Below are 20,666 nucleotides of genomic sequence, written 5' to 3' on the forward strand. Positions count from 1 at the left end.
CGCGTTCGGACCTAGGCCTCCGCCTTCGGCTTGGCGTCCACGCCCGCCTCCTTGCGCTGCTCACCCGTGATGGGGGTGGGCGCGCCGGTCAACGGGTCGAAGCCGGACGCCGTCTTCGGGAAGGCGATGACGTCGCGGATGGAGTCGCCGCCCGCCAGGAGCATGCAGATCCGGTCCCAGCCGTAGGCGATGCCCCCGTGCGGCGGCGGGCCGTACTTGAACGCCTCCAGCAGGAAGCCGAACTTGTTCTCCGCCTCCTCCTTGGAGATGCCGAGCACGTCGAAGACGCGCTGCTGCATCTCGGCCCGGTGGATACGGATCGAGCCGCCGCCGATCTCCATGCCGTTGCAGACCATGTCGTAGGCGTAGGCCAGGGCCTCGCCGGGGTGGTCCTGGAAGTTGTCGGCCCACTCGGGCTTGGGCCCGGTGAACGGGTGGTGGACCGCGGTCCAGCCGCCCTCGCCGTCCTCCTCGAACATGGGGGCGTCGACGATCCAGAGGAAGTTCCACGCCGACTCGTCGATCAGGCCGCAGCGGCGGCCGATCTCCAGGCGTGCCGCGCCGAGCAGGTCGCGCGAGGCGGCGGCCGTACCGGCCGCGAAGAAGATCGCGTCGCCGGGCTTGGCGCCCGTCTTGGCGGCCAGGCCCGCGGCCTCGGTCTCGGAGAGGTTCTTGGCGACCGGACCGCCGAGCGTGCCGTCCTCGCCGACGAGCACGTAGGCCAGGCCCCTGGCACCGCGCGACTTGGCCCAGTCCTGCCAGCCGTCCAGCTCCTTGCGGCTCTGGGAGGCGCCGCCCGGCATGACCACGGCGCCCACGTACGGCGCCTGGAACACGCGGAAGGTGGTGCCGGCGAAGTACTCGGTCATCTCGACGAGTTCCTGGCCGAAACGGAGGTCCGGCTTGTCGGAGCCGTAGCGGGACATGGCGTCCCAGTAGGTCATCCGGGGCAGCGGCGTCGGCAGCTCGTAGCCGATCGTCTCCTTCCAGATGCGGCTGACCAGGGCCTCGCCCAGGGCGATGACGTCGTCCTGGTCCACGAAGGACATCTCGACGTCGATCTGGGTGAACTCCGGCTGCCGGTCGGCGCGCAGGTCCTCGTCGCGGAAGCAGCGGGCGAGCTGGTAGTAGCGCTCCATGCCGGCGACCATGAGCAGCTGCTTGAACAGCTGCGGCGACTGCGGCAGCGCGTACCAGCTGCCGGGCTGCAGCCGGACCGGGACCAGGAAGTCACGGGCGCCCTCGGGGGTGGAACGGGTCAGCGTCGGGGTCTCGATGTAGTTGAACCCGTGCTCGTTCATCACCTCGTGGGCCAGGTAGGTGGCCTTGGAGCGGATCCGCATGGCGTTGGCGACCTGCTGGCGGCGGATGTCGAGGTAGCGGTACTTGAGCCGGGCCTCCTCCGACACCCCCGTGCCGCCCTCGATCGGGAACGGCAGCGGCGCGGACTCGCTGAGCACCTCGACCTCGGAGGCGACGACCTCGATCGCGCCGGTCGGCAGCTCGGGGTTCTCGTTGCCCTCCGGACGGACCCGCACCTCTCCGACGACCTTGACGCAGTACTCCGCGCGCAGGCCGTGCGCGTCGTCCTCCTCGCGGAAGACCACCTGGGAGGAGCCGGAGGCGTCACGCAGGTCGATGAAGACCACACCGCCGTGATCGCGGCGGCGCGCCACCCAACCGGCCAGCGTCACCTGCTGTCCGGCGTGCTCCTTGCGCAGTGATCCCGCTTCGTGCGTGCGGATCATTTCTTCAGTCTCTCCTTCAAGGTCGTGACGATCTCAGCGAGCGGTACGGCGGCCTGGTCGCCGCTGGCCAGGTCCTTGACCTGCGCGGATCCGGCGGCGATATCTCGCTCGCCGAGGATCACCGCATAGCTCGCACCCGACCGGTCGGCGCCCTTCATGGCGCCCTTGACGCCCTTGCCGCCGAACGACATGTCGGCGTCGAGACCGGCCCGGCGCAGCTCGGTCATGAGCAGGAACATCCGGCGGCGCGCCTCCTCACCCAGCGGCACACCGTACACCTGGACACGCGACTCGGCGGTCTCGGCGCCGAACAGCCCCTCGGCCTCCATCGCCAGGAGCGTCCGGTCGACGCCGAGCGCCCAGCCGACGCTGGGCAGGGCCGGACCGCTGAGCATCTCGCTCAGCCCGTCGTAGCGGCCGCCGCCGCCGACCGCCGACTGCGAGCCCAGCCCGTCGTGGACGAACTCGAAGGTGGTGCGCGTGTAGTAGTCGAGACCGCGGACCAGCCGGGGATCGTCGGTGTAGGCCAGGCCGGCGGCGGTCAGCAGCGAGCGGACCTCCTCGTGGTAGGCCTTGCAGGCCTCGCACAGGTGGTCGACGACCAGCGGGGCGCCGGCGAGCTGGGCCTGCACCTCGGGGCGCTTGTCGTCGAGGACGCGCAACGGATTGATCTCGATCCGCTGCCGGGTGGGCTCGTCGAGGTCGAGGGCGCGCAGGAAGTCCTGCAGCGCCGTCCGGTACACGGGACGGCACTCCTTGTCGCCCAGCGTGTTGAGCAGCAGCCGCACGCCGGTGAGGCCCAGCCCGGCGTAGCCGTCGGCGGCCAGCACGATCAGCTCGGCGTCCAGCGCGGGGTCCTCGGCTCCCAGGGCCTCGGCGCCGACCTGCCAGAAGTGGCGGTAGCGGCCCTTCTGCGCGCGCTCGTAGCGGAACTGGCTGCCGGAGTACCAGAGCTTCACCGGGAGCTGGCCGTTGTGCAGGCCGTGCTGGAGGACCGAGCGCACGACCGACGCGGTGCCCTCGGGGCGCAGCGTGAGCGAACGCCCGCCCTTGTCCTCGAAGGTGTACATCTCCTTGGAGACGATGTCGGTCGACTCGCCGACACCTCGGACGAACAGCGCGGTGTCCTCGAAGACCGGCGTCTCGATGTAGCCGTAGCCCGCGCGGCGGGCCGGGGCGGTCAACGCCTCCCGCACGGCGAGCGCCTGCTCCGAACGGGGCGGGAGCCAGTCAAAGGTGCCCTTGGGCGCCTGCAAAGTCATCTTCAGATTCCCCTGGTGGGACCGGCGTACGGGGCGGCTTCCGCGAGATACGGGTTGGTCGCGCGCTCGTGGCCGATCGTGGTCTGTGGTCCGTGGCCGGGCAGGACCACCGTGTCCTCCGGCAGCGGCAGGCATTTGGTCGCCAGGCTGCGCAGGATGGTCGGGTAGTCGCCGCCCGGGAGGTCTGTGCGTCCGATGGAGCCGGCGAACAACAGGTCGCCCGAGAACAGCACGTCCGGAATCTCCTCGGTGCTGGGCAGCCTGAACGTCACCGACCCCCTGGTATGGCCCGGGGTGTGGTCGACCGTGAGCTCCATGCCCGCCAGACGCAGCACCTCGCCGTCGGCCAGCTCCCGCACGTCGTCGGGCTCGCTGAAGGCCAGCCCTCCGAACAGCTGCTGCCTGGTCGCCAACGACAGTCCCTTACCCGGATCGGAGAGCAGATCACGGTCCTCCGGGTGGATCCACGCGGGAACGTCACGCGCGCCGCAGACCGGGGCGACCGACCACATGTGGTCGATGTGACCATGGGTGACCAGCACCGCGACCGGCTTCAGCCGATGCTCGCGCAGCACGTCGTCCAGGTCGCCGACGGCGTTCTGCCCCGGGTCGACGATGACGCACTCCTCGCCCGCGGCGGGCGCGACGACGTAGCAGTTGGTCTGAAACGACCCTGCGGGAAAGCCGGCGATGAGCATCTGCCTCAGCTGATCTCGTCAAGAATACGGATGGGAATGTAACCGAAGGGTACCGGTGCGGGTCGGCGGGCTGCGAACCATTACCCTTTGGCCGATACGATTCGCCCACCTCATTAAGTAATACTCCGGCACTCGGGAGGGCGAAGCGGTGAGCGGCAAGGACCGCCAGAAGCAGCTGGCGCGCGAGCACTACGAGCGGCAGAATCAGCGGCGCATCGAGCGGGAGGCCCGGGCCAAGCGCAACGCGATCATCGGTACCAGCGTGGGCGTCGTAGTGGTCATCGGCGGCGTCATCGCCGCGACGACCCTGCTCGGGGGCAGTGACTCACCGGCCACGGCCAGCCCGGAGGCCTCTGCGAGCTCCGAGGCGTCGGCGAACCCGTCGGAGACGGACACCGCCGCCAAGCCGACGGCCTTCGACCCCGCCAGCGGCACCTGCGGCTACGTCGCCGACGCCGACGGCAGCCCCGCCAAGAACGTGGGCACCCCTCCGGCCAAGGTCGACACCAAGCCCAAGACGATGACCCTGAAGACCAACCAGGGCGACATCGTGATCGCGGTGTCGGCCGAGAAGACGCCCTGCACGGTCAACTCCTTCGCCTTCCTGGCGGAGAAGAAGTTCTTCAACGGCTCCAAGTGTCACCGCCTGGGCTCCGACCAGTTCCCGATGCTGCAGTGCGGCGACCCGCTGGCCAAGGCCGACGGCAAGAGCCAGACCGACGGCCAGGGCGGCCCCGGCTACCGTTTCGTCAACGAGAACCTCGAAGGCGCGAAGTACACCCGGGGCGTCGTGGCCATGGCCAACAGCGGTCCTGACACCAACGGCAGCCAGTTCTTCATCGTGTACGGCGACACCCAGCTGCCCCCGAACTACACCCCGTTCGGTACGGTCACCAAGGGGATGGAGATCATCGACAAGGTGAACAAGGGCGGTGTCATCACCTCCGGGGGGGACGGGACCGGAGCTCCGAAGGAAACCGTCGAAATCAAAAACGTGACAATGTCCAACAAGAGCTGACGTAATACAACCAAGGGGCGGTTAGCCTCGAAAGGCTGATGAAAGTGCGGGAGGACACGGTGAGCACCGACCCGTGGGGCCGGGTAGACGACGACGGCACCGTCTACGTGCGTACGGCTGAGGGAGAGCGGGCCGTCGGGTCCTGGCAGGCCGGCGAGCCGGAGGAGGCACTTGCCTACTTCCATCGCAAGTTCGACGAGCTGGCCGGGCAGGTGACGCTGCTGGAACAGCGGGTCCGCGGCACCGACCTGCCACCCGCCCAGGCCGAGGCGACCATCGTCAAGCTCCGCGAAGCGATCACCGGCGCGCATGCGGTCGGCGACCTCGACGCGCTGCTGAACCGGCTGAGCGTCCTCACGGAGCTGGTCGCCCAGCGCCGCGAGGAGGTCAAGGCCGCTCGTGACGTGGCCCGCGCGGAGGCCAAGGGCATCAAGGAGCGGATCGTCGCCGAGGCCGAGCGCATCGCCGACGACACCACCCACTGGAAGACCGGCGGCGAGCGGCTGCGCCAGCTCGTCGAGGAGTGGAAGGCGGCCGAGCGCATCGACCGCGTCACCGAGGCGGCGCTCTGGAAGCGGCTGTCCGCGGCCCGTACGGCCTTCGCCAAGCGGCGCAAGGCCTACTTCGCCGGGCTGGACGAGCAGCGTGAGGGCGTGCGCTCCTCCAAGGAGCGGATCGTCGCCGAGGCCGAGGCACTGGCCTCCTCCACCGACTGGGGCGCCACCGCCTCCGCCTACCGCGAGCTGATGCAGCAGTGGAAGACGGCGGGCCGGGCCTCCCGTGAGGTCGAGGACGAGCTCTGGGGCCGTTTCAAGGGCGCCCAGGACCAGTTCTTCCAGGCCCGTTCGGCGGTCTTCGCCGAGCGCGACGCCTCGCTGGCGGCCAACGCCGAGGTCAAGGAGCAGCTCCTCGCCGAGGCCGAGAAGATCGTCCCGGTCTCCGACGCCCGCTCCGCCAGGGCCGCGCTGCGCGGCATCCTGGAGCGGTGGGAGGCCGCCGGTCAGGTCCCGCGCGAGCAGCGCGACCGCCTTGAGGGTGGGCTGCGCAAGATCGACGAAGCGGTCCGCAAGGCAGAGGAGGCAGAGTGGAAGCGCTCCAACCCCGAGGCCCGCGCGCGTGCCCAGAACACGGTCGACCAGCTCCACAAGTCGATCGAGCAGTTGGAGACCCGCCTGGCCAAGGCAGAGGCGGCCGGCAAGGACAAGGACGTGAAGGACGCCCAGGAGGCCCTGATCGCCCGCCGTTCCTGGCTGGAGGAGGCCGAGCGCACGCTCGCCGAGTTCTCCTGACGCGCTGAAAGACCCTGGAGGGCGTGTCCCCGCTTGCGGGGGCGCGCCCTCCGGCTTTCCCCCGTACGGCGCAGCCGGCGCCCCCTGGGCGGCCTCGCGGCGGCACGGTGCCGGCCGCCCCTCACGCCCGTACGGGCGTGCCGAGACCTCGACCGGGCCGTCCCACCCGTGCGGCACAGCCGTGCCGTAGAACCGCCGTGCCGTGAAGAACGGTCGTCCACGCCGCTCGTACGGCGCGCCGAGGCCCCGGCCGTCCGGGACACGGGGAGCGGCACCCGCGGCGGGTACGGGGACCCCGCCCCGCCCGGTGCGTGGGGTCAGGCTCCGGCGCCGCTCACCCGGTAGACGTCGTAGACACCCGGGATGTTGCGCACGGCCTTCAGGACGTGCCCCAGGTGCTTGGGGTCGCCCATCTCGAAGGTGAACTTGCTGATCGCCACCCGGTCCCTGGACGTCGTCACCGACGCCGACAGGATGTTCACGTGCTGGTCCGAAAGGGTGCGGGTCACATCCGACAGCAGACGCGGCCGGTCGAGCGCCTCGACCTGCAGGGCGACCAGGAACACCGAGTCGTCCGCGGCCGACCAGGCGACCTCGACCAGCCGATCCGGCTGGGACTTCAGCTGCTCCACGTTGGGACAGTTGGTGCGGTGCACCGACACGCCGTGTCCACGGGTGACGAAGCCGATGATCTCGTCACCGGGCACGGGAGTGCAGCAGCGCGACAGCCGTACCCACACGTCCGAGTCACCCGCCACCACCACGCCCGCGCCACCGCTGCCGCGGGGCCGGCCACGCACCTTCGTGGGCACCGCGGCCTCGGCGATGTCCTCCTCCGCGCCGTCCACTCCCCCGAGGGAGTGCACCAGCTTCTGCACGACCGCCTGGGCGGCGATGTGGCCCTCTCCAACGGCCGCGTAGAGCGCGGAGACGTCGGGATAGCGCAGGTCCCTGGCGAGGGTCAGGAGGGACTCTCCGGACATCATGCGCTGCAGCGGCAGGCCCTGCTTGCGCATGGCCCGGCCGATGGCCTCCTTGCCCGCCTCGATCGCGGTCTCGCGGCGCTCCTTGGAGAACCACTGACGGATCTTGTTACGGGCCCGGCCGGACTTGACGAACTTGAGCCAGTCGCGCGACGGGCCCGCGTCGGGCGACTTGGAGGTGAAGATCTCGACGGTGTCGCCGTTGCCCAGCCGCGACTCCAGCGGCACCAGGCGGCCGTTGACCCGGGCCCCGATGCAGCGGTGTCCGACCTCGGTGTGCACGGCGTAGGCGAAGTCGACCGACGTCGCGCCCTCGGGGAGGGCGATCACCTGGCCCCGCGGGGTGAAGACGTACACCTCCGAGACCGACAGGTCGAACCTGAGCGACTCCAGGAACTCTCCCGGATCGGCGGTCTCCTTCTGCCAGTCCAGGAGCTGGCGGAGCCACGCCATGTCGTTGCCGGGCTTCAGCTTCGCCCCGGGAGGACCGGAGGCCGTCATGTCCTCCTTGTACTTCCAGTGCGCGGCCACGCCGTACTCGGACCTGTGGTGCATGGCGTGGGTGCGGATCTGCAGCTCCACCGGCTTGCCCTCGGGGCCGATCACCGTGGTGTGCAGCGACTGGTACATGTTGAACTTGGGCATCGCGATGTAGTCCTTGAACCGGCCGGGCACCGGGTTCCATCGCGCGTGGATCGTTCCGAGGGCGGCATAGCAGTCGCGGACCGTGTCGACCAGCACCCGGATGCCGACCAGGTCGTAGATGTCGTCGAAGGCGACGTCCCTGGCGATCATCTTCTGGTAGACCGAGTAGTAGTGCTTGGGACGTCCCTTGACCACCGCGCGGATCTTGGCCTCGCGCAGGTCGCCGGAGACCTTCTCGATGACCTCCTGCAGGAACAGGTCCCTGCGCGGGGCCCGCTCCGACACCATCCTGGCGATCTCGTCGTAGCGCTTGGGGTAGAGCATGGCGAACGCGAGGTCCTCCAGCTCCCACTTGATGGTGTTCATGCCCAGCCGGTGGGCGAGCGGCGCGAAGATCTCCAGCGTCTCGCGGGACTTCTGCTGCCGCTTGTGCTCGGGGAGGTAGCGCATGGTGCGCATGTTGTGCAGCCGGTCGGCGAGCTTGATCACCAGCACCCGGATGTCGCGGGACATCGCCACGACCATCTTGCGCACGGTCTCGGCCTGCGCGGCGTCACCGAACTTGACCTTGTCGAGCTTGGTGACGCCGTCGACCAGCAGCGCGATGTTGTCGCCGAAGTCCGAGCGCAGCTCGTCCAGGCCGTAGGCGGTGTCCTCGACGGTGTCGTGCAGCAGCGCGGCGCACAGCGTCTCGTCGTCGGTGCCGAGCTCGGCCAGGATCGTCGCCACCGCCAGGGGGTGGGTGATGTAGGGGTCGCCGCTTTTGCGCTTCTGATCGCGGTGGTGGTAGGCGGCCACATCGTAGGCACGCTCGATCAGCCGCAGGTCTGCCTTCGGATGGGTCGCACGGACCGTCCGGAACAGCGGCTCCAGCACCGGATTCATGGCGCCACCCCATTGCCCCCCAAAGCGCGCGAGCCTGCGCCTTACCGCAGGCTTCTCTTCGGTGGCTCCGGACATGGCGGAACCGGCATCGCCGGCCGGGACGGCCGTCACGGGACCGCCGCCGTCGGCGGTCACGTCGGGGACGACCACATCACGGGGCACTCAGACTCCTCACATTCGAGTCCAGATCTCCCAAGTGTATCCAGACCGGCTTCTATGCTTACCCCGGTGGGGTGGAATCAGACGATCACGAGGGAGTGCAGCTCGACGCCGTCCAGCCGCTCGCGCCCCCTGAGGGAGGCCAATTCCATGAGCACGGCGATGGCGACGACGTCGGCGCCCGCCCTGCGGACCAGTTCCACCGCCGCGCACGCCGTACCTCCGGTGGCGAGCACGTCATCGACGATCAGAACGCGATCTCCTGGGGCGAAGGCGTCCCGATGGACCTCGATGGTGGCGGAGCCGTACTCCAGATCGTAGGACGCCTCAAGCGTCTCGGAGGGCAGTTTGCCTTTCTTGCGTACCGGGACGAACCCGGCACCCGCCTTGTAGGCGGCCGGAGCGGCCAGGATGAAGCCCCGCGCCTCGATGCCGACGATCTTGTCGACCCGGTGGAGCCCGGCGAGCTCGTTCACCACCTCCGCGAAGGCGGACGGGTCCGCGAGCAGCGGGGTGATGTCCTTGAACAGCACTCCCATCTGGGGGTAGTCGGGTATGTCGCGGATCCTGTCGAGGATCAGCTGCTGCAGGTCACTCATGGTCACATCCCTTACGAAAACGCCTCCGCCCCCTGGCGGGAGCGGAGGCGTGATCTTGTTCCGCCTATTTCTTCTTGCGCTTCTCGGCGTCCGGCACGGAGCCGTTGGCCGCCCCCGCCGTGACCGGCTGGCGGGTGCTCTTGGCCGCCGTCCCGGCCGCGCCGCCGTGGGCGGCGAGCCTGCGGGCGATCGCCTGGTAACGCGACTCCCGCTCCTTCAACGTGACCAGCAGCGGCGTCGCCACGCACAGCGAGGAGTACGTGCCGACGATCATGCCGACGAACAGGGCCAGCGACAGGTCCTTCAGCGTGCCGGCGCCGAACAGCGTGGTGCCGATGAACAGGATCGCGGCCACCGGCAGGATCGCCACCAGAGTGGTGTTCAGCGACCGGATCAGCGTGTGGTTCAGCGCGTTGTTGGCGGCCTGCGTGTAGGTCATCTTGGAGGTCGTGCCGAGCTTGGCCGTGACCTCCTTGATCATGTCGAACACGACGACCGCGTCGTACAGCGAGTATCCCAGGATCGTCAGGAAGCCCAGCAGGGTCGCCGGGGTGACCTCGAATCCGGACCACGCGTAGACGCCGGCGGTGATCACCAGGTCGTGGAGCAGCGCCACGACGGCGGCCAGCGCCATCTTCCACTCGAAGGCGAGCGTGAGGTACAGGATGATCGCCAGCATGAAGACGATCAGGCCGACGACGGCCTTGTCGGCCACCTGACCGCCCCACGAGGCGCCGATCACCTGGAGGTTGACCTGGTTCTGCTGCAGGCCGAACTTCTGGGCGACCGTCTTCTGGACCGTGGTCACCTCCTCCTCGGGGAGGCTCTCGGTGGTGACCCGCCAGCCGTTGTTCGTCGTCTGCGCGATGACCTGGTGGACGCCCGCGTCGTTGAAGGTGGTGCGCACCTGCTGGATGTCGGCGGCCGGGGCCTTGAAGGAGAACACCGACCCGCCCTTGAACTCCACACCCAGGTTCAGGCCGTTGATGACCAGGCCGGCGATGGAGATCAGCAGGAGGACGGCGGAGAGGCCGTACCAGAGCTTCTTGCGCCCGACGAAGTCGACATTGACCTCGCCTCGGTACAGCCGGCGCGCGATGCCGGACATCAGGCCTCCTGCGGGGTGGGCTTGGAGCCGACGGACGTCTGGACGCTCATGCGCTCGGCGTCGAGACCGGAGAGCTTGTGGCCCTTGGCGAAGAACTTCCTCTTGGCGAGCAGCGCGACGAACGGCTTGGTGAACATGAACACCACCGCGATGTCGATCAGAGTGGTCAGGCCCATCGCGAAGGCGAATCCGGCCACACCTCCGACCGCCAGGAAGTACAGGACCACGGCGGCGATGAACATGACCGCGTCCGCGATCAGGATCGTCCGGCGGGCACGGACCCAGGCGACCTCGACGGCCGTCCGCAGCGAGCGGCGGCCCTCCTTCATCTCGTCACGGATGCGTTCGAAGTAGACGATGAACGAGTCCGCGGTGATACCGATCGAGACGATCAGGCCGATGATGTGCGGCAGCGACAGGCGGAAGCCCGCGAACGCGCCGAGGATCACCACCGCCTGGTAGGTCAGGACCGAGGCGACCAGGAGGCTCAGCACCGAGACGATTCCCAGGCCCCGGTAGTAGAGCATCGAGTAGATGAGCACCAGGCCGAGACCGATCGCGCCGGCGATCAGGCCGCCGCGGAGCTGGTCGGCGCCCAGTGTGGAGGAGACCTCCTCGATCGAGCCCTTCTTGAACTTCAGCGGCAGCGCGCCGAACTTGAGCTGGCTGGCCAGCTCGTCGGCCGTCACCTGGGTGAAGCTGCCGGAGATCTGCGCCCGGCCGCCGGTGATCGGCTCCTGGATGACCGGAGCGGAGATCACCACGCCGTCCAGGACCATGGCGACCTGGTTGCGCGGCGGCTGCGAGTTGAAGGCGGTGGTGGTGACCTTCGACCACTGGGTCGGGCCGTCGCCCTTGAAGGAGAGCTGGACGAGCCACTCGCCGGTGGTCTGGTCGACCCCGGCGGTCGCGGTGTCGATCGAGGTGCCGGTCACGGCCGCCTTGTCGAGCACGTACTTGGTGCCGGCGTCCTGGCTGCAGCCGACGAACTGCTTGTTGGGGTCGTCCTGGGCGCCCTGGCCGTTGTCCTTGGCGCAGTCGAGCTCCTGGAACTGCTTGAGCACCGCCGGGTCGATCCCGGTCGGGTCCACGCCCGCCATCGGGTCGTTCGGGTCCATGGCCGGGGCCGTGGGCTGCGCCGACGGAGCGGCGCTCCGACTCGGCTCCGCGGACGGGGACGCGTTCTTGGCCGGCTTCTTGTCCGAAGGGGCCTGCGTGGCGCCCGGGCTCGGGTTGGTGAGCGCCGAGGACAGGGCGCGACCGGCGGGCGAGCCGGTCGGGCTCGGCGTGGCCGTCTGCCCCGGCTTGGGGGCCTTGGAGTTCTGCTTGCCGGTGGCCGTGGGAGAGGCGGACGGCGCCGGTGTCGGCGCCTGGGTGGGCATCTGAGCGGGGGGCGGCGGCGACCCGGCCGCGACCGCCATCACCTGGCGGAATCGCAGCTCCGCGGTGGTGCCGACCAGCTTGACGACTTCCTCCTGCCCGGCTCCGGGAACGGAGATGACGATGTTGTCACCGGACTTGGCGACCTCGGCGTCGGAGATTCCGCTGCCGTTCACCCGGTTCCGGATGATGCCCACGGCGAGGTTGAGGCTCTCCTCGGTGGGAGGAGTGCCATTCGGGGTGACGGGCTGCAGCGTCACTGTCGTGCCGCCGGCGAGGTCGAGGCCATATTCCGGGGTGAATGCCTTGTTGAAGAACATCACCCCGCCCATGGCGAGAATAATCGCCAGAAGCACCAGGAGCATGCGCCCCGGTCTGCTCTGGCCGCTGGTCGGTCGGGCCACTGGTCGTCAGTTCTTTCGGCTATAGGGGATGGTCGGTGAGCCTGTGCATCACTTCTTCGGCGAGTCCTGGTCTTCGTGCGGCTTCACGGTGTCCACCACATTGTCGTCCACGACGTCGACGCTCTTGACATCTTCCTCGTGCTCGACGTCGTCGACCGGGGTCAGCACACGGCCGATCGCGGCCTTGACCCAGCGGGTCTCGACACCGGGAGCGATCTCCAGGATCACGTCGTCGGCGTCGATCGCCACCACGGTCGCGAAAAGCCCCGTCGTGGTCATGATGCGGGTTCCGGAGGTCAGGGAGTTCTGCATCTGAGCCTGCTCCTGCTGCCGCTTGCGCTGCGGCCGGATAAGCAGGAAGTAGAACACCACGACCATCAGAGCGATCATGATAAGGCTTGAATAGTCGCCCATAGGGCCGCTCCTTAGGCTTAAGAATGACCGGCCTGGGGCCGGACGTCGTATGCGGCCACGCCGCTCAGCACGTCAGCCTACACAGCCAGCCAAGCCACGGAGTTTAGGCGAGCTGTTAGAGCGCGGCAACGAAGTCACGGACAGGCGCGCAGGGAAGTTCCCATTTCGATACCGTTGTCACCGATCTGTGATCAACTCTGTACGGTTTCCCCATCAAAACCCAACGTCAGACCTGCCCCAGATCATCCTCAAGATCGACGAGCATCGAGGCGCCGAACGCGTCCGGCGGCGGCGTCAGCCCCAGGTGGACCCAGGCCGCGGCGGTGGCGACCCGGCCCCGGGGGGTGCGCGCCAGCAGGCCCTGGCGGACCAGGAACGGCTCCGCGACCACCTCGACCGTCTCCGGCTCCTCCCCCACCGCGACCGCCAGTGTGGAAAGACCCACCGGGCCGCCGCCGAACTTCCGCAGAAGCGCCCCGAGCACCGCCCGGTCCAGCCGGTCCAGCCCCTCGGCGTCCACCTCGTAGAGGTTCAGCGCCGCCGAGGCGACGTCCCGGGTGACCACCCCGCCGGCCCGCACCTCGGCGAAGTCGCGGACCCGGCGCAGCAGCCGGTTGGCGATACGGGGCGTGCCCCGCGACCGTCCGGCGATCTCGTGCGCCGCGTCGCCGGGGAGCTGCAGGCCCAGCAGCCGTGAGGAGCGGTGCAACACCTGCTCCAGCTCGGCCACATCGTAGAACTCCATGTGCGCGACGAAACCGAAGCGGTCGCGCAGCGGCGCGGGCAGCAGCCCGGCCCGCGTGGTGGCTCCGACCAGGGTGAACGGCGCGACCTCCAGCGGGATCGCGGTCGCCCCTGGCCCCTTGCCCACCACGATGTCGACGCGGAAGTCCTCCATCGCGAGATAGAGCATCTCCTCCGCCGGACGGGCCATCCGGTGGATCTCGTCGATGAAGAGGACCTCTCCCTCCGAGAGGGTCGACAGGATCGCCGCGAGGTCACCGGCCCGCTCCAGCGCGGGCCCGGAGGTGATCCGGAGCGGCACGGAGAGCTCCGTTGCGATGATCATGGAGAGGGTCGTCTTGCCCAGCCCGGGCCCACCGCTCATCAGCACGTGGTCCGGCGGCCGGTTGCGCCGCAGCGCGCTCTGCAGCACCAGTGACAGCTGCTCGCGCACCCGCGCCTGGCCGATGAACTCGTCCAGCCGCTTGGGCCGCAGCGCCGCCTCGATCAGCCGCTCGTCGCCCTCGGCGTCCGGCGCCACCAGATCCCGATCGAAGCTCACGCCGGTCCACCTTCACTCACGCGGGTCCTCCCCGCCTCACCTGACCCGCCCCGGCCGCCTCGGCCCAGGAGGGCGTTCCCCGTCCCGCCCTGCCGGTCCCGGCCGTCCAGACCCGGGCGGACGGCCTCCATCCCGCCGCGTCCCTGCGGGATCCGCATCGCAGACCCCGTCCTCACCGCACACTCAGGGCGCGGAGCGCGGCCTTGAGCAACACCGCCACCTGCGGGGAGCGGCCCTCCGCCACCTCGGCGTCGGCCTGGGGGGCGACGGCCGCCACGGCCTCGTCGGCGTCCCGGGCCGAGTAGCCGAGGCCCACCAGTCCGGAGTGCACCTGGTCCCGCCAGGCGGGCGCGGCCGTAGCGCCGTTGAGGACGGCGTTGACGGCCTGATCGGGCGTGCCGAGCTTGTCCTTGAGATCGACGATGATCCGCTGGGCCCCCTTGGGGCCCACCCCGGGAACCCTGGTCAGCGCCTTGACGTCGGCGCTCGCCACGGCCGTCCGGAGCGCGTTGGGGGTGTGGACGGCCAGCATCGCCAGAGCGACCTTGGGGCCGACCCCGTTGGCCGTCTGCAGCATCTCGAACACGCCGCGCTCGTCGTCGCTCCCGAAGCCGAACAGCGTCAGCGACTCCTCCCGGACCACCAGCGAGGTGGCCAGCCGGGCCTCCTCGCCCACCCTGAGCGTGGCCAGCGTGCCCGGCGTGCAGTGGACCAGCATGCCCACCCCGCCGACCTCGACCACCGCACCGTCGGGCGCGATCGCGGCCACCCGTCCCCGCACCGAGGCGATCACTGCGTGGTTCCTCTCGAATATCCGGCCCGGCCCCGCCCCCGGAAATAGGCGGCGGCGGTCGTCCCCGGCCCGGTCTTGGTCCTGGCCACGGCCTCGGCCAGCCGGTTCTGCGCCCCGCCCCGCCACACGTGGCAGATCGCGAGCGCCAGCGCGTCGGCGGCGTCGGCGGGCTTGGGCATCGCGTCCAGCCGCAGCAGCCGGGTCACCATCGTCCCCACCTGCTGCTTGTCGGCCGTGCCGCTGCCGGTGATCGCTGCCTTGACCTCGGACGGCGTGTGCAGGGCCACCGGCAGTCCCCGGCGGGAGGCGCACAGGATCGCCACGGCGGACGCCTGCGCGGTGCCCATCACGGTCCTGAGGTTGTGCTGGGCGAAGACCCGCTCTACAGCGACCGCGTCGGGCCGGATCTCGTCGAGCCACTGCTCGATACCCGCTTCGATCGCCACCAGCCTGGCCCCGATCTCGTCGTCGGCCGGAGTCCTGACGACTCCGACCTTGACGAGGTTGAGCGGCGCTCCGGGCCGTCCCTCGACCGCCCCGAGCCCGCACCGGGTCAGCCCCGGATCGACCCCCATCACCCGCAGCTCGGGCAACCGCACCGACACGCCTCCGCTCGCCGAACACCTGTTCGGTGCCCGACTCTACCGCGTGTGAGCGCACCGCGCACGGCTACCTCACCGCCGCTCAGAAGTAGTCGAGCATGTGGGCTCTGGCCTGGAAGGCGGCGTCGAGGGCGTCGTCTCCGTCCGCCGGGCCGGCGAGCAGGCCCGAGCGGCGCAGGGTGGCCGCCGGGACCCCGGCGAACAGTGCGGAGAAGCCTCCGGCGGTGAAGGTGGGGGTGGACTCCGGCAGGGTGCCGGCGGGCTCGGCCGTACCGGAGCCGCCGGAGACCGACAGGTGCCACGGACCGGAGTTCGCGGGGCGCTGGGGGTCGTCGACCCGGACGACGGCGTCGAGGGCGACGCCCGCCGGGAAGCCGCGTCCGGCGACGGCCGGGGCGAGGTCGACGACGCGGAACATCCAGCGGGTCTGGCCGACCTCGTCCCTGGGACGGTCCCCGATCAGCCAGAACACCGGGTCGTCGGGGGCGACGACCGCCCGGACCGACTTGGCGATGGAGGCCGACGAGCCGACCATGGCCCACAGCGCCCGCGCCGTGGCCTCCGAGCCCGCGACGAGGTTGGAGACCTCGATGTCGCCGCCCTGCCAGCGGTAGACCACGAAGCCGTCGTCGGCCAGGTAGAGGAAGTCGTCCTGCTCCTCCAGGCGCAGGCGCCAGCTTCTCTCGTCCCAGCAGACGGGGCCGGAGGCGCGGGTGGCGGCGTGGACACGGCCGAGGACGGCGACCACCTCGGCGGCGTCGGCGGGGCCCATCCGGCGGATCTCGACCTGTCCGGTGGTCCTGATCGCGCGCAGGGCCTCGGCCGGCAGGGTGGCCCGGTGCATGGCGCCGGCGTGCTCCCAGCCGAGCGACCGGTAGATGTGGGTGGTGGCCGGGTAGAGCGCCGAGACCGGATGGCCCAGCTCCGCGCAGCGGTCGACGGTGGCCCGCATCAGCGTCCGGCCGACGCCGCGTCCGCGCTCCTCGGGGGCGACGGTCACCGACGCGACGCCGCCCATGGAGATCGGCCTGCCATGCCACCACTGGGTGAAGTCGTTGACCCGGCTGGTCGCGACCAGCCGGGAGCCGTCGACGATCCCGAGGTATCTCCCCTCTTCGAGCATCGGGGTGACCAGCTTGCGCCAGGTCTCCAGATCCCCTCCCGAGATGGGCCCGAAGGCGCGCTTGCGGTTGTCCAGCACCGCGTCGAGGTCGTCGGCGGTCAGATCACGTAGCTCCACAAGCCCCCAACCTAGGCAGGGCGGGTCCGGAAAGGCGAATCGATCCCCTACAGGTGGCGGGCGGCGGGCTCGGTCCCCGCGTCCCCCGCCCTGTCGCGCAGGCGGTCCAGCCGCGACATGATCGGCGTCGCGGTGACCCCGTGCAGGACCAGGGAGACCAGCACGGTGAAGGCGACCACCGCCCAGAGCTCCTCGGCCGGCACGCCGAAGTCGGCGTGGCCGAGGGCGTAGGCGAGGTAGAACAGCGAGCCGATGCCGCGGATGCCGAAGAAGGCCGTCACGCCGCGCTCGCGCGGCCCCGCCCGCCCGCCGAGCTGGGCGACCCAGCCGGTCAGCGGCCGGATGACCAGCAGCAGGAGCAGGCTGACGGCCGCGCCCCGCCAGGTGAGGGCGGCCAGGCCGCCGACCGCCACGAAGCCGCCGAGCAGCAGGATCAACCAGGCGGTGAACAGCCGCTCGATCTGCTCGATGAAGCCGTGCAGCACGCCGTTGTACCCGTGGGTGCGCTCGGCGGCCCTGATGGTGCACGCGGTCACGAACACCGCGATGAAGCCGTATCCGTGCACCAGCTCGGTGAGGCCGTACGCCAGGAACGTCGCGGCCAGCGCGACGAAGCCGTCCCTGTGCTCGGCGAGCCGCAGGTCGGACACCTGTGCGCGGAAGAACAGCCGGCCCAGCAGCTTTCCGGCCAGCAGGCCGCAGAGCAGTCCCGCCCCGCATCTGTAGAGCAGGTCCACCAGGACCCACTCGCCGGCCCATCCGGAGCCGCCGGCGGCCGCCATCGCGATGGCGGCGAACACCAGGGGGAAGGCCAGGCCGTCGTTGAGCCCCGCCTCGGAGGTGAGGGTGAAGCGGACCTCGTCGTCGGCCTTCTCGGAGTCGACGGGCTCGCCGACCTGCACGTCGGAGGCGAGCACCGGGTCGGTCGGGGCGAGCACCGCGCCCAGCAGCAGCGCCGCGGCCGGGGGCCAGTCCAGCAGGAGGCAGGCGGCGCCGGCCACTCCTACGACGGTCAGCGGGAGCGTCCATCCCAGCAGGCGCCAGGTGGAGGCCCAGGCGCGCGGCCCGAAGCGCCGGTTGATCGCGAGCCCGGCGCCCATGAGCGAGATCAGCACGCAGATCTCGGTGGCGTGCTCGACCAGGGCGCGATGGGCCACGGGGTCGGGCGTGGGCAGGTCCAGCGGCAGGAGGTAGAGCAGGATCCCGCCGATCAGGCAGGCCAGCGGCAGCGAGAAGGGCCGCCGGTTGAGCAGCCGGGGCAGGACGGCCGCGAGCAGGGCTCCGGCGCCTGCCAGCGCGAAGATCAGATCAGGATTCCCCATCGTCCGCCTGGTCTGCCCCCACCTGGGGGGACAAACCTCACAGACAACTCGAAATGCTCATCAGACGGCGGAGCGCCCGCCTCCGCGGGGGGGGGAGACGGGCGCTCGGAGGCCGTCACGCGTCGAGCTTCTCCAGAACCTCGTCGGACACATCGAAGTTGGCCCAGACGTTCTGGACGTCGTCGCTGTCCTCAAGGGCGTCGATCAACCTGAAGACCTTGCGGGCGCCGTCCTCGTCGAGCGGGACGTTCATCGTCGGCAGGAAGCTGGACTCGGCCGAGTCGTAGTCGATCCCGGCCTCCTGCAGGGCCTTGCGGACCGGGACGAGGTCGGTGGCCTCGGAGACGACCTCGAACTGGTCTCCCAAATCGTTGACCTCCTCGGCGCCCGCGTCGAGGACCGCGGTCAGCACGTCGTCCTCGGACAGCTCACCCTTGGGGACGAGCACGACGCCCTTGCGGTTGAACATGTAGGACACCGAGCCGGGGTCGGCCAGGGAGCCGCCGTTGCGGGTCAGGGCGACGCGCACCTCGGAGGCCGCGCGGTTGCGGTTGTCGGTGAGGCACTCGATCAGCACCGCCACGCCGCCCGGGGCGTAGCCCTCGTACATGATGGTCTGCCAGTCGGCGCCGCCGGCCTCCAGACCGCCGCCGCGCTTGCGGGCGCGCTCGATGTTGTCGATCGGGACCGAGCTCTTGCGCGCCTTGGTGATGGCGTCGTACAGCGTCGGGTTACCGTCCGGGTCCGGGCCGCCGGTCCGGGCCGCGACCTCGATGTTCTTGATGAGCTTGGCGAACAGCTTGCCGCGCTTGGAGTCGAGCGCGGCCTTCTTGTGCTTCGTCGTCGCCCATTTGGAGTGGCCGGACATCGCCTAGAGCTCCCTCACCATCTCAACAAAGTATGAATGCACGCCGACATCCCCGGTAAGTTCTGGATGGAAGGACGTGGCGAGCAGCGGTCCTTGGCGGACCGCGACGATCCTATCCCCAGCTTCGGCCCGAGCCAGCACTTCGACGTCGGAACCGATGGATTCCACCCACGGGGCGCGGATGAAAACCGCGCGCAGCGGGCCACGACCGGCGAAATCGACGTCGGCCTCGAAGGAGTCGACCTGGCGGCCGAAGGCGTTGCGGCGGACCACCATGTCGATGCCGCCGATCGTCTGCTGGCCGTCGACGCCGCCCTCGATCCGGTCGGCCAGCATGATCATGCCGGCGCAGGAGCCGTAGGCCGGCATGCCGTTCTTGATCCTCAGCCTGAGCGGTTCGAGCAGGTCGAAGGTCTCGGCGAGCTTCCACATCGTGGTGGACTCCCCGCCGGGGATGACCAGGGCGTCGACCGCCTCCAGCTCACCGGGCCGCCGTACGGCTACCGCCTTGGCGCCCGCCGTCTCCAGGGAGCGCGCGTGTTCGCGCACGTCTCCCTGCAGAGCGAACACACCGATCGTCGGGGCGATGGTCACCAGTGGTCCTTTCAAGGTGCTCGGAATGCCCTCTCAGCGTATGGCCACTGCGCAGGTCTCCCCAAACCGGTCAGGCGACCACGGGGGCGTCCTGGAAGGCGTGGTCGGCGTCGACGCGCTCCAGGCTCCGCATGTGGTGGCGCCTGCCGTACAGGACGGCCATGCCCGCCAGGCAGCAGAGCGCGCCGAGGAGGTACGGCAGCGCGGGGGCGACGTCCTCCCCCAGCTTGGTGGCGATGTACGGCGCGAGGGCCCCGCCCATCCAGCGCACGAAGTTGTACCCGGCGGAGGCGACCGGCCGCGGCGCGTCGGAGACCTCCATGGCCGCCTCGGTGAACACGGTGTTGTTCAGGCCGATCGGGATGCCCGACAGGATGACGAAGACGACGATGCCGGCGTGGCCCGACAGCGCGATGCCGACCTGCAGGAGCGCCAGCACCGCCAGGGACAGGTGGAGCACCTTGACCGAGCCGAGCCGCCGTTGCAGGGCGGGGGCGGCGAAGACCGAGGCGAGCGCGACGCAGGCGCCCCATCCGAAGAAGACCGCGCCGATGCCGTAGGGCGACATACCGAGGATGAAGGGGGTGAAGGCCAGGATCGTGAAGAAGGCGAAGTTGTAGAAGAACGCGGTGAAGGCGGTCGTCGACAGGCCGCCGTGGGCGAGGGCGCGGAGCGGGTCGCCCAGGCGGGTCTTCACGGCCGGCGTGGGGGTGGTCCTCAGCAGGGTGGCGATGAGGACGAAGCCGACGGCCATGAGGGAGGCGGTGCCGAAGAAGGGCGCGCGCCAGTTCCAGTCGCCGAGAGCGGCGCCGACCAGCGGGCCCATGGAGATGCCCAGGCCGAGGGCCGCCTCGTAGAGGATGATGGCGGACTCGGCGCCGCCGCTGGCCGCGCCGACGATGACGGCCAGGGCGGTGGCCACGAACAGGGCGTTGCCCAGGCCCCAGCCGGCCCGGAAGCCGATCAGCTCGCCGACGCTGCCGGAGGTTCCGGCCAGGGCAGCGAAGATCACGACCAGGGCCAGGCCGAGCAGCAGGGTGCGCTTGCCGCCGATCCGGCTGGAGACCCACCCGGTGACGAGCATGGCCACGGCGGTGACCAGGAAGTAGCTGGTGAACAGCAGGGAGACCTGGCTCGGGCCGGCGTGCAGCCCCTGGGCGATGGAGGGCAGGATCGGATCGACCAGGCCGATGCCCATGAAGGCGACGACCGCGGCGAACGCGGTGGCCCAGACGGACATCGGCTGGCGCAGGATGCTGCCGCCGCTCTGTGCTGACATGGGGGTGGACTCCTTCTCGGGCGGAGCCGGCACGGGGGCCGGGCCGTCCGATCGTGCGGTTTTCTGCGGTGGTTCGCGGGACGCGGCCGGC

Annotated in this window: 18 protein-coding genes; 2 read left to right on the forward strand and 16 right to left on the reverse strand. The window is 70.1% G+C overall.

Annotated elements, in window-relative coordinates; translation table 11 throughout:
* Positions 1–11 precede the first annotated feature (11 nt).
* From aspS to CA984_RS01100, 3 genes are read right to left on the reverse strand one after another with little or no spacing between them, the layout of a single operon-like run.
* On the reverse strand, positions 12–1,748 hold the full coding sequence (gene aspS / locus CA984_RS01090; protein ID WP_086566867.1) for an aspartate--tRNA ligase: 1,737 nt from the start codon (positions 1,746–1,748) through the stop codon (positions 12–14).
* Complete coding sequence (gene hisS / locus CA984_RS01095) at positions 1,745–3,010, reverse strand: histidine--tRNA ligase (RefSeq protein WP_086566871.1); 1,266 nt, start codon at positions 3,008–3,010, stop codon at positions 1,745–1,747. Before hisS ends, aspS begins: the two co-directional genes overlap by 4 nt.
* 2 nt (positions 3,011–3,012) lie before the next feature.
* Complete coding sequence (locus CA984_RS01100) at positions 3,013–3,708, reverse strand: MBL fold metallo-hydrolase (RefSeq protein WP_086566876.1); 696 nt, start codon at positions 3,706–3,708, stop codon at positions 3,013–3,015.
* 148 nt (positions 3,709–3,856) lie between these two features.
* Here CA984_RS01100 and CA984_RS01105 point away from each other — a divergent pair, with 148 nt between their 5' ends.
* A complete protein-coding gene (locus CA984_RS01105) occupies positions 3,857–4,726 on the forward strand; it encodes a peptidylprolyl isomerase (protein ID WP_086566878.1) in 870 nt (289 codons plus the stop codon).
* Between the two features lie 38 nt (positions 4,727–4,764).
* The gene (locus CA984_RS01110; protein WP_207620629.1) at positions 4,765–6,015 is read left to right on the forward strand and encodes a DUF349 domain-containing protein; all 1,251 of its coding nucleotides are present in this window, start codon (positions 4,765–4,767) and stop codon (positions 6,013–6,015) included.
* A gap of 317 nt (positions 6,016–6,332) precedes the next feature.
* Here CA984_RS01110 and CA984_RS01115 read toward each other — a convergent pair whose 3' ends face one another.
* The 13 genes from CA984_RS01115 to CA984_RS01175 all read right to left on the reverse strand — a co-directional run bounded on the left by CA984_RS01115 (position 6,333) and on the right by CA984_RS01175 (position 20,575).
* Positions 6,333–8,528 carry a RelA/SpoT family protein gene (locus CA984_RS01115; protein WP_086566990.1) on the reverse strand — a complete coding sequence of 732 codons (2,196 nt, stop codon included), beginning with the start codon at positions 8,526–8,528 and terminating at the stop codon, positions 6,333–6,335.
* Positions 8,529–8,767: 239 nt separating this feature from the next.
* Positions 8,768–9,286: an adenine phosphoribosyltransferase gene (locus CA984_RS01120; protein ID WP_086566881.1), complete on the reverse strand. Its 519-nt coding sequence runs from the start codon at positions 9,284–9,286 to the stop codon at positions 8,768–8,770.
* Between the two features lie 64 nt (positions 9,287–9,350).
* Positions 9,351–10,394 (reverse strand): protein translocase subunit SecF, encoded by a 1,044-nt coding sequence (secF, locus tag CA984_RS01125; RefSeq protein WP_086566884.1) that lies wholly within the window; start codon positions 10,392–10,394, stop codon positions 9,351–9,353.
* Positions 10,394–12,139, reverse strand: coding sequence for a protein translocase subunit SecD (gene secD / locus CA984_RS01130; protein WP_086566887.1), 1,746 nt, complete (start codon positions 12,137–12,139; stop codon positions 10,394–10,396). The genes secF and secD overlap by 1 nt, the downstream gene beginning before the upstream one ends.
* Before the next feature lie 87 nt (positions 12,140–12,226).
* Positions 12,227–12,592 carry a preprotein translocase subunit YajC gene (gene yajC / locus CA984_RS01135; RefSeq protein ID WP_086566890.1) on the reverse strand — a complete coding sequence of 122 codons (366 nt, stop codon included), beginning with the start codon at positions 12,590–12,592 and terminating at the stop codon, positions 12,227–12,229.
* Between the two features lie 226 nt (positions 12,593–12,818).
* Positions 12,819–13,877 (reverse strand): Holliday junction branch migration DNA helicase RuvB, encoded by a 1,059-nt coding sequence (gene ruvB, locus CA984_RS01140; protein ID WP_086566892.1) that lies wholly within the window; start codon positions 13,875–13,877, stop codon positions 12,819–12,821.
* Between the two features lie 172 nt (positions 13,878–14,049).
* Entirely contained in the window at positions 14,050–14,670 is a 621-nt protein-coding gene (ruvA, locus tag CA984_RS01145) for a Holliday junction branch migration protein RuvA (RefSeq protein ID WP_086566895.1), read from the reverse strand.
* Positions 14,667–15,254, reverse strand: coding sequence for a crossover junction endodeoxyribonuclease RuvC (gene ruvC, locus CA984_RS01150; RefSeq protein ID WP_051864835.1), 588 nt, complete (start codon positions 15,252–15,254; stop codon positions 14,667–14,669). The genes ruvA and ruvC overlap by 4 nt, the downstream gene beginning before the upstream one ends.
* Before the next feature lie 100 nt (positions 15,255–15,354).
* Positions 15,355–16,512 (reverse strand): GNAT family N-acetyltransferase, encoded by a 1,158-nt coding sequence (locus tag CA984_RS01155; protein ID WP_086566898.1) that lies wholly within the window; start codon positions 16,510–16,512, stop codon positions 15,355–15,357.
* 47 nt (positions 16,513–16,559) lie between these two features.
* Entirely contained in the window at positions 16,560–17,834 is a 1,275-nt protein-coding gene (locus tag CA984_RS01160) for a cation:proton antiporter (protein WP_086566900.1), read from the reverse strand.
* A gap of 115 nt (positions 17,835–17,949) precedes the next feature.
* Complete coding sequence (locus CA984_RS01165) at positions 17,950–18,702, reverse strand: YebC/PmpR family DNA-binding transcriptional regulator (RefSeq protein WP_012892582.1); 753 nt, start codon at positions 18,700–18,702, stop codon at positions 17,950–17,952.
* Positions 18,703–18,705: 3 nt separating this feature from the next.
* Entirely contained in the window at positions 18,706–19,296 is a 591-nt protein-coding gene (gene pdxT, locus CA984_RS01170) for a pyridoxal 5'-phosphate synthase glutaminase subunit PdxT (protein ID WP_086566902.1), read from the reverse strand.
* A 70-nt stretch (positions 19,297–19,366) separates the two neighbouring features.
* A complete protein-coding gene (locus CA984_RS01175) occupies positions 19,367–20,575 on the reverse strand; it encodes an MFS transporter (protein WP_133061500.1) in 1,209 nt (402 codons plus the stop codon).
* Positions 20,576–20,666: the final 91 nt, after the last annotated feature.

Source organism: Streptosporangium minutum (assembly GCF_002149035.1).
GTDB lineage: Bacteria > Actinomycetota > Actinomycetes > Streptosporangiales > Streptosporangiaceae > Streptosporangium > Streptosporangium minutum.